General features: G+C 36.0%; 9 protein-coding genes. 8 read left to right on the top strand and 1 reads right to left on the bottom strand.

The genetic code is table 11. The features are described from left to right. The 7 genes from ACPF9A_RS14025 to ACPF9A_RS13995 all read left to right on the top strand — a co-directional run bounded on the left by ACPF9A_RS14025 (nucleotide 1) and on the right by ACPF9A_RS13995 (nucleotide 6,420). Nucleotides 1–2,172: an OmpA family protein gene (locus tag ACPF9A_RS14025; protein WP_423997913.1), complete on the top strand. Its 2,172-nt coding sequence runs from the start codon at nucleotides 1–3 to the stop codon at nucleotides 2,170–2,172. 97 nt (nucleotides 2,173–2,269) lie between these two features. Beyond that, complete coding sequence (locus ACPF9A_RS14020) at nucleotides 2,270–2,587, top strand: cupin domain-containing protein (RefSeq protein ID WP_423997911.1); 318 nt, start codon at nucleotides 2,270–2,272, stop codon at nucleotides 2,585–2,587. Nucleotides 2,588–2,648: 61 nt separating this feature from the next. Beyond that, nucleotides 2,649–3,434: an SDR family oxidoreductase gene (locus tag ACPF9A_RS14015; protein ID WP_423997909.1), complete on the top strand. Its 786-nt coding sequence runs from the start codon at nucleotides 2,649–2,651 to the stop codon at nucleotides 3,432–3,434. Between the two features lie 262 nt (nucleotides 3,435–3,696). After that, complete coding sequence (locus ACPF9A_RS14010) at nucleotides 3,697–4,296, top strand: GNAT family N-acetyltransferase (protein WP_423997907.1); 600 nt, start codon at nucleotides 3,697–3,699, stop codon at nucleotides 4,294–4,296. Nucleotides 4,297–4,335: 39 nt separating this feature from the next. After that, nucleotides 4,336–4,842: a hypothetical protein gene (locus ACPF9A_RS14005; protein ID WP_423997905.1), complete on the top strand. Its 507-nt coding sequence runs from the start codon at nucleotides 4,336–4,338 to the stop codon at nucleotides 4,840–4,842. 184 nt (nucleotides 4,843–5,026) lie between these two features. After that, a complete protein-coding gene (locus ACPF9A_RS14000; RefSeq protein ID WP_423997903.1) occupies nucleotides 5,027–6,223 on the top strand; it encodes a hypothetical protein in 1,197 nt (398 codons plus the stop codon). A gap of 26 nt (nucleotides 6,224–6,249) precedes the next feature. Continuing rightward, nucleotides 6,250–6,420 carry a hypothetical protein gene (locus ACPF9A_RS13995; protein WP_423997901.1) on the top strand — a complete coding sequence of 57 codons (171 nt, stop codon included), beginning with the start codon at nucleotides 6,250–6,252 and terminating at the stop codon, nucleotides 6,418–6,420. 140 nt (nucleotides 6,421–6,560) lie between these two features. On the opposite strand, the gene ACPF9A_RS13990 is transcribed toward ACPF9A_RS13995, so the two are convergent. Then, nucleotides 6,561–8,165 carry a choice-of-anchor I family protein gene (locus tag ACPF9A_RS13990; RefSeq protein ID WP_423997899.1) on the bottom strand — a complete coding sequence of 535 codons (1,605 nt, stop codon included), beginning with the start codon at nucleotides 8,163–8,165 and terminating at the stop codon, nucleotides 6,561–6,563. Between the two features lie 319 nt (nucleotides 8,166–8,484). Between ACPF9A_RS13990 and ACPF9A_RS13985 the strand changes: the two genes are divergently transcribed. Then, entirely contained in the window at nucleotides 8,485–14,532 is a 6,048-nt protein-coding gene (locus tag ACPF9A_RS13985) for an alpha-2-macroglobulin family protein (RefSeq protein ID WP_423997897.1), read from the top strand. Nucleotides 14,533–14,720 lie beyond the last annotated feature (188 nt).

The following is a 14,720-nucleotide window of genomic DNA, read 5'->3' as shown; positions in this document are numbered from 1 at the left end:
ATGAAAAACTTACATATTTATATCATCCTATTATTAGGCATTTTTCAATCTGCTTGGTCACAAGACTTAAAACGTGCCAACGACCTATTTGAAAAGAGATATTATGCAGATGCCATTGCTTTGTACGAAGCGGCATTACCTAGCAACAAAAGCAGTCTGGTCGTAAAAAACTTGGCAGACAGCTATTACCATACTTTTGATCTAAAAGCTTCGGCACGTTGGTATCGCTACCTTATTTCCAATTATGGCGATACGGTAGATGAGCAATATTATTTTAAGCTAAACCAGTCTTTAAAAGCCATTGGTGAATATGATGAAGCCGCACAGGTATTTTTTGATTATTACACCAAAGAAGGTAATACGGCGCTATTGCAACAATTGAAAGAAGAAAGTATATACCTAGAAAATGTAAAAGCAATTGGTGATCGTTTCGCAATTGCAAATAGTAACCTGAATACGACTACATCAGAATTTGGGGCAATGCAGGTTGGTGAGGCCATTTGGTACACCGCAGCACATAAAAAATCAGCTTCGAAAACATACCGGTGGAACAATCAGCAGTATCTAGATATTTACACACACCCAATAGATCAAGAACAACTGGGCGATAGTATTAGCGTTAGCTTATCAAATACTATTAATACAAAATTGCACGAAGGCTCTTTTACGGTTTCACCCAACGGAAACACCATGTACTTTACCCGTAACAACTATAACCATGGTAAGCGTAAAACCGATGATCAAAAGGTGTCTAATTTAAAGATTTACAGCGCTAGTTTAGTTGATGGCGAATGGAAGAATATTACCGAGCTCTCATTCAATAGCGACGATTATTCTAATGAGCACCCTGCTTTAAATGCTGATGGTACAAAATTATATTTTTCTTCGGATAGACCTGGCGGATTCGGTTCTTTTGACATTTATGAAACAAGCCTGCAAGCCGATAATACATTTAGCACTCCTGTTAATTTAGGTAGTGTAATTAATACAGACAAGAAGGAGCAATTCCCTTTTATATCTTCAAATAATTCTCTTTATTTCTCATCGAACGGACACCCAGGTTTCGGACTTTTAGATGTCTTTATTTCTAAAAATAAGAATGGCACTTTTCAGCATCCAGATAATTTAGGGTTACCAGTTAACAGTGGGTATGATGATTTCTCGTATGTATTAAATACTGATAATGCATCGGGTTATTTTGCAAGTAACAGACCATCTGGTAAGGGAAGTGATGATATATATAGCTTTAGCGTAACCAAAGAGTTATCAATTGAAGATTGTGAACAATTTATTACCGGTATTATAACAGATCGTACCACTACCCTACCATTAGCCTTTGCAAAAGTGACATTACTAAATGCAGAAAACGAGGTAATATCAACATGCATTACTAAAGAAAATGGCGTGTTTGACTTTGATATTGTCTGTGAAGCATCCTACGAAGTAAAAGCAGAAAAAGAAGGTTATGAAGGTAATGCCAAGAACATCCGCAGTACAAAAGAAAGAAATGCCGAACATGATGCTTCTATGGACCTATATTCCATCCTAGAAAAACAAAAAACAGCAGCACTTGCATTACAAGAAAAGCAAAAAGCCGAAAAGCTACGTACAGAACAGATAACTGCTAAAAAGTTAGAGGCAGCTAAAAAAGCGGCACTGTTAGCAGAAAAACAAGGTATTGAAGAAGCAGCACGTTTAACTCAACAGCGCATAGCCGAAAAAGCAAAGGCAGAAAAAGCATTGGCAAAGAAAGTTGAAGATGCCATACAGACCGAAAATGCACTTGTAAAAGAAGAAGATAGAACAGTAATACAGACCGAAGAAATACATTTCGATTATAGCCTTTGGTATCTAAGAAGAGAATCGCGCGAACGTTTACAGACCGTAATCGAAATCATGAAAAAGAACCCAGGTATGATTATAGAAATCGGCACACATACCGATATTAGGGGTAATAATGGCTACAACAAAAATTTATCGCAAAAACGAGCCGACTCGGCAAAGGAGTTTTTAGTTAAAAACGGAATAGCAACGGGCAGAATAATATCTAAAGGCTACGGTGAATCTAAACCTTTATTTGTTTGCGCTACAGAAGAAGCCTGTTCTGAGGAGGATCATGAGTGGAACAGACGCTGTGAGTTTGTAGTTGTCGGGTGGGATTATGTTGACTAACCGCATACCAAAAACCAAATTTAAAAGCGCACTTTAAGCACAACTACTTTACGTTTGCGATAGATTCGAGTATCTTTAGTTTAAAAATAAACAATCGATGAACTTGAATCTATCCAACATACCATCAAAAGAAATTATGCCCGGTTTACATGGCAAATTGGTACATTCTGAAAACATGAGTATGGCATTTTGGGATGTAGAAAAAGGCGCCATAGTACCCGAACATGATCACATGAACGAGCAGATAATGCATGTGATGGAGGGTGATTTTGAATTTACACTAGATGGCACTACCAAAGTATACAGCCCAGGCGATATCGTAATAATTGCCGCGCATAAAAAACACAGTGGTGTTGCCCTGACCCCTTGTAAATTATTAGATGTATTTAGCCCAACAAGAGAAGAATATCGGTAGAAGTTGGTTGGTCGTTAACTTCGGCTACGCTCAGTTATCCTATTTAAAACAAATTTGAGAAATGAATATATCTTTAAAAAATAAGAAAGCATTAGTTGGCGGTAGTAGCGGTGGTATTGGTAAAGCAATAGCACAGCAATTGGCAGAAAGCGGTGCCAGTGTAACTTTAATGTCGCACAGCGAAGAGAAATTACACAACATCGTAAATGACTTGCCTACAGACCAGGGACAACAACATCAATACCTAGCGGTAGATTTTAATAATTTTAATGACTACAAAAAGGTTATTTCCAAATACTTTGAAAACAACAGTGTCGATATTCTTGTGAATAATACCCAAGGTCCCGCTGCTGGTAATGCCCTAGAAAAAAAAGTAAACGATTACCAACAAGCATTTGACCTACTTTTTAAAACAGTGGTGTTCACTACAGAATTGGCTTTGCAGTCTATGACAGAAAATAATTGGGGACGTATTATTAATGTAGCTTCGGTCTCTGTAAAAGAACCATTATCATACTTGGCACTATCTAACTCTATTAGAGCTGCCGTAGTCACTTGGGCCAAATCATTAGCTACAGATGTTGGCAAACATAATATTACAGTAAATAACGTGCTCACCGGTTATTTTGATACCGACCGTATTACGCAACTCAATGCAAAAAAAGCCGAACAATTAGGCATTGAAGCCAGTCAGGTTAGAAAAGAAATGGAATCGAGAGTGGCAGTACAGCGTATTGGCGACCCAAAAGAATATGGTTATTTAGCTGCATTTTTAGCATCTGATAAAGCCGCTTATATTACTGGTATAAATATGCCTATTGATGGCGGACTTTTAAGATCACTATAGCTATTTAAATAATTAGTATTTGCCATTTTCAACTGTATTTTAAGGATACAAATAAAACGATTGTGCAGCAACTAGTTTGTCAAACGGAGATTTCAGTATGCTACAAAAGTTAGGTGTTAGTTACAAAAATCTTTAATTCTTAAGTTTAGATTTTAAACCAATTAAGTTAAAACACGAAAATAATAGGCATCAGAACAAACTTGAAAATTCAGTGCTTTCTACTAACTTGCCAATTATAGCAAAACATTGCAACTAATTAAAAATGAAACCGAAACTATTAAAAACAAAAATTCAACTTGAAAACGATCGTGTACTCTTACTCCCTTTTGAGGATAAACGAAATCAAGAACTCAAAGAAATAATTTTCGATAAAGAAATCTGGGAATTCATGGGTATAAGTATAAATAACGAACAAGGGTTTGAAAATTACATCAATAAAACCATTAAAGATAAAAACAATGGTTTGTGCTATCCTTTTCTAGTTATTGACAAACTAACCAATAAAGTTGCAGGAAGCACCAGATACGGCAACCTGAATACCGCGAGCCAAAAATGTGAAATTGGCTGGACTTGGTACGGAACCGAATTTCAAGGTACAGGTATAAATAAAGCCTGTAAATACGAATTATTGAAATATGGGTTTGAAAAAATCGGATTTAGAAGAATACAGTTTAGTGCTGACAAAGCTAACTTAAGATCATTAAAAGCAATCGAAAAACTTGGCGCGCAAAAAGAAGGGGTTTTTAGAAATAATTACATTGCATCAAATGGCGAAAGTAGAACCGATGTTTATTATAGCATAATAAAAGAAGAATGGAGTAGTCTTAAAGACGAACTCTTTTCTGAATTCGAAACCTATTAAGATTTCTAAAATAATAGCCAAAGAATTTCTAAATAGAAAATGAAAAAGATAGCAATTCGTTGCGGTATATTTTTAGTTCTGGTCATAGGCACCGTTGCCCTATTGTTCTATATACTTACCAGACCTAAATACAGAGATATATCTAGTGAAAAACCATTTACAGAGATTATAAACCAAAAATTAACTACGAAAAGACCAACCCTAATTTTAAATTATGATTTACCTAGAAATGAAAACTATAGCTATCATTTAGAAGATGGCAATAGTTTTGGTATGGAATCTGACTTAGAGACTGTTACCAAAATACCTACAGGTACAGAGGTTATCATAGATAAAATTGAAATACACTCCAATTGGGTAAGCGGCTCCTCTACCATATATCTTTTCGGTAATATGTATAGCGAAAAGAAACAAAGAAGCTATGCTTTTCAATATACTTGGGGCGATTACCATCTGCTATATGAAGACAACCCATACTGGACCTTTGAGCTTGCCTTTTGGCAAGATGAACCATTGACTGAAAAGTATTTTATCGATGTACCTTGATAATGATATTCTTTAATTGACCGTTACCGTAAATTAAAAAAGAATAGCCATACATAATATCCTGACCAATTTTATTTTACTACGTGATTAGAGTTATCCTTAAAATAATATTTAATTGTAGTTAAGCCATTCGTTTTCAATTATTTTTAAGACTTGATTAAGCTGTTTAAAATTTCAACTAACCATGAAAACTATAAAACTATTCGTCTTCTGTATCTCTTTAATTTATTGTAGCGTGATATCTGCCCAATCTAAATGGAATACAACTATACAAGAAGATATTAAAATTTATACACCTACTGATTTAAAAAGCGGCAAAACGTTTGACGTTTACACCTACGGGCCTACAGAAGCTCCGAATGAAGATCTAAAAACTTGGGTGCTTGAAACTGCAAAAGAGAAACAAAAGGAATTAGGAGAACCTCTTAAAAATTGGTTAGTAAAACCTGAAAAAGAAGATTACGGTATTACCAATAGCTACAAAGACAACAAAGGTGTTACCATGCAAGTCGCCTACCAGGGTGGTAAACTAAAAGATGGTCGTAATTTCTTTCTTAGACTTATAACATCGAACGATCTTATTACCGTTCTTAAATATGGCACTAGATTAGACGCACTTTTGGTTGACATAAAAGCCGATATGGTAACTAAACAAACTACCGAAACCACTTCAAACAAAATAGCTAATAACCAAGTACCTGCTAAAACGACACAAACCACTTCAAAAGAAGCCGCTATCAATGAAATATCCGAAGCCTCATTGTCACCAGGCAACGCCCCCGAAGGGTTATTGGAAATTAGAGGCCTACTGGGAACAGGAATGCAATCTACTGGTATGGTGGGCACCACTAGTGATGTCATAGCCCTATTTAAAGATGGAACGTTTACGAGTGATATAGTATACACTTTTTCTGAAGGTGTTACGGCATCTAAAAGAAAAAATCCGAAAAGTTGGGGACAGTGGCGAATGCGCAATAACGAGTTAGAATTAAAAGAACATGACCAAGCGCAATTTGAAGAAGCTAGCGATTGGCTCACCGAACCCGCTTCTAAAGACTTAAAACTTAATGGTTGCTATGGCAATATCACCTCTTCTAGCTACAGTGGTTATGGCGGTGGTAGTACTGTTGGTAACGCTAGCTCTTGGTGTTTTAAACCTAATGGTCGCTTTTCACATTCCAAAACAGGGTTTGCTAATGCAACTGGTGATGTTAGGGGATCTACATCTTCAAATAAAAAATCGGGCGGTAGATATTACCTATCAGGTTATGCAGCTAGGTTTATTTACGACGACGGTACTGAAGTCACTACTTCTTTCTGTTTTTTAAATAAGAAGAAAACGCACATAGGCATTAATGGAAAGCGATTAATGGGCAAATAAAAGGCGAAAATTATAATGCCATTGGAATGAGTAAACTTTTAGCGATTATTTCATTTTTTCTCCTCATGTTCATATCATGTAAGACTAGTGATGTTGATAGTAAATGGGAGGACAATATTAAGCTTTCAGAAAATAATATTACTATTTCTGCGGAAGCAACTACTGTTCTAAATACTACAGAAGGTAGTTCTTGGTAGCTTACTGGAATAGCTGTCAATACTAAATTAGATTATATAAGAAGCTTTTTTTAAGTAAAACGATAGTATTAAAAGAAAAAACGCCAAATATTACTATTTGGCGTTTCATGTTTATTATTTTTAATTAAGTTTTTACTGAGTTATTTCATCTCGTATATAGCTATTGTACTAGATACTTCATGGGTTGCGATCATTAAATAATTTCCTGTAGGACTATCATCCTTATCCACAACAATTAACCCTTCTGGTGAAATATCTTCTGCATCATATATCCAAGTAACAAAAACTGGGTTATAAGGGTTGGTTACATTGTAAGCCAATATTCCACTTGTTCTTTCCAATCCTACGAACAATAACGTCTCTTCACCAACCTTCAAAGCCTTTACAGATTCTGGCTCAGCACCTTTATCATCTGATCTGCCATCTACTTCGCCTTCATCTTGATTAAATATAGATGGTCCCAAAGCCAATGTTCTTCGTGCTATCTCAGAACCCGAATCATACACCAATTGGCCGTTAGTATCCCAAATTGAAAAAGAGCGCGCACCGTACGAATAGATTTGCTCATATAATCCGTCATTATCTTCATCTCCGTTTGCAGTTGTCGTTTTTAATCGACCTAAATTTTCATCTTCTTGCAATGCTTCAAAATCAGGATAAAAAGCAGGGTCTAAATCCAAATCCTTAACCCGCACCTCTTCAGAATAACCGTTATAGTCCCTAGAATCACCTTCATTGGCAGAAACAATAAAACCGTTTCCATTAGCTGTGAAATAGTCTATGGCATCCGGCATATAAAAACCTAAAACATTCCAGTTTTTTAGATTTCCTGCAATTCCATCTTCATTAGATGCATCTATTTCGTTACCGGAAACATTATGATTCTTTGTTCCCAAGCCTACCAAACCGGTGATGGTTTTTGAGGTAAGATCAACTATTGCCATTCCGTTATTCTCCTGTAAACCTATATATGCAGTACTAGAATCATCAGAAATAGTAACATATTCCGGCTCCACATCTTGTACAAAAGTAGAAGCACCGTTATTACCAAATACTCTAAATCCGTTACCAGGATTCATCTGTCCGGCAAACGAAATCTGCGTTGCGGTTTCCGTAGCCACTTCAATAACCGTTATTGAACCTTCTGGATCCACCGTATAATCATCATTTGGCTCGCCTTCGTTGGCAGCAACAATATATTCCCCATCAGGTGAAAAAGCAACCATATCAGGTAACGCTCCTGCTACATAAGATTTGATTAGAATTTGCGTATCAGTGTCATAGGTATCAACAGTACCGTCTAATTGTTTATCGCTATTTTCAACAGCAATTGCTAAAATGCCATTATGCACCGCAACAGAGTTCGGACTTCCCGCTAAAGCGATGGAAGCACCTTTTACGGGTTTTGTAGCATCTGTCAAATCTAGTACTGAAATTTCATCCTCTTCAGGATTTACTATGAATAATTTGTTGGTAACGGCATCAAAAGCAGATATTTCTGCAAATGCTTCGTCATTACCATTGGTAAACGTTCCTATTTTAGAAAAGGTAAGCTGATCAATAGTTATTGGAAATTCGGCATCCATGCCATCGGCTCCGTCAGCCCCGTCAGCACCATCGGCGCCATCTACACCGTCCACTCCATCAACACCGTCCATTCCATCTATACCATCATCGGCACAAGAGGTACATAAAATTGAAATTCCAAGAATTGCTACATAAAAAGGTCGTAATACATTTTTCATTTTAATACAGTTTGGTTTTAAGTATCAAAACAAGAAGATCAATGTAAAGTTGGGGTTAACTGCATTGTAAATAATTATTATAAAGATGTTAAATTAAAGATACAGATTTGTAAATACCTAAATAACAGCAACATAAACCTTCCATGATTTAAAAAAGCAATTCCCAACAAAAATGATACGATTAAAGTGAAACAAACCTATAAGCCTAACCCAAAAGTATGTTTCACTCATTTTTCATTGCATTTAAAATTACCTTGGCACAGTTTTGTATTGTAATTTTACTATGATGAAAAATCTATATCTAATTCTAATCCTATTTATGTCCGTACAATTTGGTAGCGCCCAACAGAACAATTCTTACGACCAACTTTGGAAACAGGTTGAGAATTTTGAAAACGGGAACCTTTCCAAATCTGCATTAAAGCAAACGGAAGCCATATTTAAAAAGGCGAAAAATGAAAATAATGAGGTACAGACTATAAAAGCTCTACTATACAAATCTGGTTTTATCAATAAACTTGAAGAAGATTCTAAATTAAAAATCGTTAATGATTTCAAATCTGAAATAGCAACTGCAGATGGTGCCACAAAAAATATTCTCCATAGTCATTTAGCAAACTTATACTGGCAATACTACCAGCAAAATAGGTATCGATTTAATAATAGAACCAAGACAGCTATTAAGGTTGATTCGGTAGATTTTAGAACCTGGGATTTAGATACGTTATTTAAAGAAATAGATTCTCATTTTACCGCATCCTTAGAAAACGCTGGCACTACACACCAACTTGCTATTTCAGATTTTGATGCAATTCTAGAAAAGAATGAAGAAAACAGAAAGTACAGACCTACATTATTTGACGTTCTTGCACATACCGCTTTACAATTTTACACGACAAGCGAAAATAGCATCAACAAACCTGTAGATTCTTTTGAGATTGACAACGAAGCTATTCTATGCGAAGCATACACTGTTAGTTTTCTGACTTTTGATGATAGACAAAACCTGTCATTACAATCTAGAGCACTTGAAATATACCAACAACTCGTAGCATTTCATTTTGGCAACCCAGATATAAGTCCGTTAGTATTGGTAGATATAGAGCGATTACGTTTTATTCATCAAAACGCGACATTTGCCAATAAGGACGATTTATACTTAGAAGTACTTAAAAATTCATCTGAAAACATAAAGCATAGTCCGTTATCCGGTTTATACACCTTTGAAATTGCACTACAGCATCAGCAAAAAGCACACAATTATACATCTTTAGGCGACGCGGCATATCAATGGAAATTGAAAGATGCCATTGCACTTTTAGATGATGTAATAGCAAGATTTCCTAATAGTTTAGGTGCACAAAAAAGCGAGGTTTTGAAAGCAAAGATTCAAGACCACAGCGTGCAGTTAACTACTGAAAAACACATTCCCAAAAATACGATCAGTAAACTTTTGGTTCAATACAAGAACGTTGAAAGTTTACATCTACATGCATATAAAATCACTCAAAATCAACTATCAAAACTAGAAGAAATATACCCAGATAATAAAAAGAAATCGTTTATTGAAAATCTTCCTATTGCTAAAACGTGGTCTGCACAGTTAAAGACCGAGAATGATTATCAATCGCACAGCACAGAAATTATAGTGCCGGCACTAGAAAACGGAAGTTATATTTTAACCGCTGAATCTAATGATGAAAAAATAGATGTATTCAGTTATACTACCATACAGGCAACAGATGTGGCCGTTATTGAATCTGAAACCAACAGACAGCAACAATACCAGATCATAGACCGAAACAGCGGCAAACCAATTACGGGTGCAGAGGTTATTTTAAGTTTTAGAAAAAACTATAAAGACGCACTAAAACGAGCATCTTACACTACAGATAAAACAGGTTTTATAACCATTGAAAAAAGTAAAGAAAACTGGAACAACATTAACATTACGGTTAAGACTAAAAGTGACAAAGCCCATTTTGGCGAATATTACGTTAACCGAAATTATGCTCAAAACAATGAACAAATCAACTACTCATGCTTTCTATTTACAGACCGAATTATCTACAGACCAGGGCAGCCTGTTTATTTTAAGGGTATTGCCATTAGTCAAGATCAAGGCATATCTAAAGTATTGGAAAAAACGAATATTGATGTAACCCTAAGCGATGTAAACGGACAAGAAATTAAAACACTTTCATTGACTACAAATGATTATGGTTCTATTTCGGGTGAATTTATACTACCAAATTCCGGACTAACAGGGCAATTTTCTATTCGTGCCAAATCGGACGAGTTGAACTTAAATGGATACGCATCTATTTCAGTTGAAGAGTATAAACGACCAAAATTTGAAACTAATTTTGAACCTGTTACAGATACTTTTAAAGTAAACGATAGCATAACCGTAACCGGTAAAGCAACAGCCTATGCAGGTAGTACTATATCTGACGCGAAAGTAGTGTACCGCGTAAAAAGAGTAGTAAGTGTACCTAGATGGTATTACTGGATCAAGCCTTTTTTTAATGGTACTTCACAAGAAATTGTGCAGGGAGAAACTATTACGGATGCAGCAGGAAATTATAAAATTACCTTTAAGGCTATTCCTGACAATAGTATTGAAAAAGAGAACTTGCCCACATTTAATTATGAAGTTACGGCAGATGTAACCGATATCAATGGAGAAACACGCAGTACTACAACCACTGTCAACGTTGGCTATCACGCATTAGACGTAAGATTGCTAGTACCCGATGCTGTAGACAAGACCCAGAAAAACGCAAGTTTTAACATTACCAGCAAAAATTTAAACGGACAATCTGTTTTTGCCACGGGTGAAGTAAAATTATACAAACTTCAGGCACCTGATTATGTTCTTAGACCAAGACCTTGGTCAGCACCTGACTATTCCGGTTTTTCAAAAGAAGAATTTAAAAAGTTATATCCGCATGAAGCTTTTAAAAATGAAGACAACTCTTCTAATTGGCAGAAAGGCAAAATGGTTTGGCAATCTAAATTTGACACTGAAAATTCTAATGAAATCAGTTTTGGGAAAATCAAAAATTGGGAGTCGGGGAAATATAGAATGGAACTCTTCTCAAAAGATAAATTTGGACAAGCAGTAAAGGATATTGCCGTCTTTTCAATTACGGGCGATGAGCAAACCCTAGCCGATAATCAATTACTTTACGTAAAAACGGATAAGGAACATTATGCAATTGGCGACAAGGCACAAATCACCTTTTTTTCTAGTGCAAAAAATTTGAATATCACAATAATTATTGAAAAAGACCAGAAGATATTTGAAGAAAAGGTAATTACGCTAAACGATAATTCTAAAACGATAACACTACCTGTTTCCAAAGATGATTTAGGTGGCTTTGCCATAACCTACAGCTATGCATTCGCCAATCATTTTAATGAGCATACCATGAACGTACATGTTCCCTACCCTTCTAGCGATTTGAAAATAGAAACTATGAGCTTTAGAGACAAAATAGCGCCTGGTGTTGATGAAACTTGGTCTTTTAAGGTCAAAGGTCCTAAAGGTGAAAAAGTAAGCGCTGAGTTATTGACAAGTATGTACGATGCCTCTTTAGACCAGTTCAGCCCTCATTCTTGGAGCTTTTATCCGCTAAACAGACCATATTACTATTCGCGAATTAGAACAAGTGCTCATGACAGCTTTTCCACCAGCAGCTTCTATACATTTTCGAATTATATAGACATGAGCTACCCAAGTCTAAGATTTGATTCTTTCGATTCGTTCGGGTTAGATTTTATGTCACGAGGTAACTTCTATGAATCGCGAGCTATTAGCTATGGTTCTGCACCCATGAGAAAATCAATGATGGCAGATGATGCCCTCCTAGATGAGGTCGTTACCGTTGGCTATGGCACTGTTAAAAAAGAAAATGAATTATCAAGTGCTGTTGAAAGTGCAGAACCAACAGAATTAGAACAAGAGATGGATAGCGAAGATTTTGGTTCGGTTAGCATTCGTAAAAATTTACAGGAAACCGCTTTTTTCTTTCCGAAATTACAGACCGATAAAGAAGGAAATATAAGTTTCAATTTCACTACTCCCGAAGCATTGACACGTTGGAATTTGCAACTTTTGGCACATACCAAAAATTTGGAAAGCACGATAACAAATCTATCTACGGTAACCCAAAAAGAATTGATGGTGACACCAAATGCACCACGGTTTTTACGTGAGGGTGATGAGATTATAATTAGTACTAAAATTTCTAACCTTACTGAAAAACTACTTTCCGGTCAGGCTAAATTAGAGTTGACAGATGCGGTAACCGGCACAGATATTTCAAAAGAATTGTTAGCTGTTTCCAATGCACCAGATACATCATCTTTTGAAGTTGATGCTATGGGGAATACCCAAGTATCATGGAAATTGAACATTCCGGAAGGGTTGCAATCGGTTCAATATAAAATTATTGCGAAAGCAAGTGATTTCTCTGATGGCGAACAAAACATGCTGCCTGTATTATCAAACAGAACTTTGGTAACGGAAACATTACCTATGTGGATTCGTAGCAACCAGACCAAGACGTTTACTTTAAATAAGTTAAGTAATACCTCATCGACTACGCTGAAGCACCATAAGCTAACTTTAGAAATGACATCTAACCCAGCTTGGTACGCAGTACAGGCATTACCCTACTTAATGGAGTACCCGTACGATTGTAACGAGCAGACATTCTCAAGGTATTACGCAAACACCTTGGCTAGTCATATTGCGAACAGTAACCCTAGAATTCGCGAAGTGTTTAATCAATGGGCAAATTCAGATGCCCTACTAAGCAACCTAGAAAAGAACGAAGAATTAAAATCGCTATTAATTCAAGAAACGCCATGGTTGCGCGATGCACAATCTGAAACCGAACAAAAGAAAAGAATCGGTTTGTTATTCAATTTGAACAAGATGAAAAACGAGCAACAAACAGCTTTAAACAAGCTGGCTCAAAATCAGAATTCAAGTGGAGCTTGGTCATGGTTCAATGGTGGTCCAGACAATAGATACATTACCCAACATATTATTTCGGGAATGGGGCATTTGAACAAATTAATCTCTTTAGAATCTACAAAAGCTGATAATTTATCAAATTCGTTCAACTCTAAATCTAAAATGATTGAAAATGCAATTTCATATTTAGATGCTGAGTTTGTGAAAGAATACGAGCAAATGAAGAAACGCACATCAAATATTAACGATAATCATTTAAGTGCGAATCAGGTTCATTATTTATATATGCGTAGTCTTTTTCCAGAAATTAAAACCTCTAAGAAAGTAGATGAGATAACCGCGTATTATTTAAAGCAATCTCAGAAATATTGGACAAAAAGAGGTTTGTATACACAGGGAATGTTAGCATTAATTCTAAACAGAAAAGATGATATAAAAACATCTGCCAAAATTCTACGTGCGTTAGAAGAGAATAGTATTACCAGCGATGAATTGGGCATGTACTGGAAAAGTAATACCAGCTCATGGTTTTGGTATCAAGCACCTATAGAAACACAAGCTTTGCTAATTGAAGCTTTCTCTGAAATTCGCCCTGCGGATATTGAGACGGTGGATAATCTTAAAATATGGTTACTAAAAAATAAGCAGACCAATCAATGGAGCACTACAAAGGCAACTACCGAAGCAGTTTATGCTTTACTATTACAAGGTAGTGAGTGGTTATCGGTTACAGACGCCGTAGAAGTTTTAATTGGTGGAGAAAAAATTGATGCTTCTAAACTAGAAGATGTAAAGATAGAAGCAGGAACAGGCTACTTTAAAACCTCTTGGAACACTGCTGAAATTCAACCAAAAATGGGTGAGGTACAAATTAGCAAAAAAGGTAAAGGAATTGCTTGGGGAGCTTTGTACTGGCAGTATTTTGAAGACTTAGATAAAATTACAAGTGCCGAGACTCCGTTGAAATTGAAGAAAAAAATCTTTTTGAAAAAGAATACTGATTCTGGTGAAGTGATTTCTGAAGTAACCGATAATACCAATTTAAAAGTGGGCGACTTGGTTAAGATTAGAATTGAACTGAGATCCGACCGAGATATGGAATTTTTACACATGAAAGATATGCGAGCAGCAGGTTTTGAACCTGTAAACGTAATTTCAAGATACAAATGGCAAGACGGCTTAGGATATTACGAAAGCACTAAAGATGCTAGTACCAATTTCTTCTTTGACTATTTACCAAAAGGAGTTTATGTGTTTGAATATGATGTACGTGTAAATAATGCCGGAGATTTCAGTAATGGCATTACTACCATACAAAGTATGTATGCACCAGAGTTTAGTAGTCATAGTGAAGGGGTTCGTGTAACGGTGGAAAATTAATTCAATTACGAATGAAGTGAAGTAATCTGTTTATGGGCTAAATAAACTCCCATGTTACTAATAACAGACAGATTGCTTCGTCGCAAAAAGCTCCTCGCAAAGACGAGTTAGAAAATACTGAATGTCATTACGAACAAAGTGAAGTAATCTGCTTATTGGCTGACTAAAAACTCACCCATCACTCCTAA

This window comes from Maribacter sp. IgM3_T14_3, assembly GCF_049603095.1.
Lineage (GTDB): Bacteria > Bacteroidota > Bacteroidia > Flavobacteriales > Flavobacteriaceae > Maribacter.
The sequence above is the reverse complement of the archived record's forward strand: the minus strand, read 5'-3'. Positions and strand labels throughout refer to the sequence as shown.

Bases quoted from the DNA above. Each gene is read 5' to 3' on its own strand.
- ACPF9A_RS14010 (WP_423997907.1), top strand. From the start codon at position 3,697: ATGAAACCGAAACTATTAAAAACAAAAATTCAACTTGAAAACGATCGT.
- ACPF9A_RS14005 (WP_423997905.1), top strand. From the start codon at position 4,336: ATGAAAAAGATAGCAATTCGTTGCGGTATATTTTTAGTTCTGGTCATA.
- ACPF9A_RS13995 (WP_423997901.1), top strand. From the start codon at position 6,250: ATGAGTAAACTTTTAGCGATTATTTCATTTTTTCTCCTCATGTTCATA.
- ACPF9A_RS13985 (WP_423997897.1), top strand. From the start codon at position 8,485: ATGTCCGTACAATTTGGTAGCGCCCAACAGAACAATTCTTACGACCAA.
- ACPF9A_RS13990 (WP_423997899.1), bottom strand. From the start codon at position 8,165: ATGAAAAATGTATTACGACCTTTTTATGTAGCAATTCTTGGAATTTCA.
- ACPF9A_RS14020 (WP_423997911.1), top strand. From the start codon at position 2,270: ATGAACTTGAATCTATCCAACATACCATCAAAAGAAATTATGCCCGGT.
- ACPF9A_RS14015 (WP_423997909.1), top strand. From the start codon at position 2,649: ATGAATATATCTTTAAAAAATAAGAAAGCATTAGTTGGCGGTAGTAGC.
- ACPF9A_RS14025 (WP_423997913.1), top strand. From the start codon at position 1: ATGAAAAACTTACATATTTATATCATCCTATTATTAGGCATTTTTCAA.
- ACPF9A_RS14000 (WP_423997903.1), top strand. From the start codon at position 5,027: ATGAAAACTATAAAACTATTCGTCTTCTGTATCTCTTTAATTTATTGT.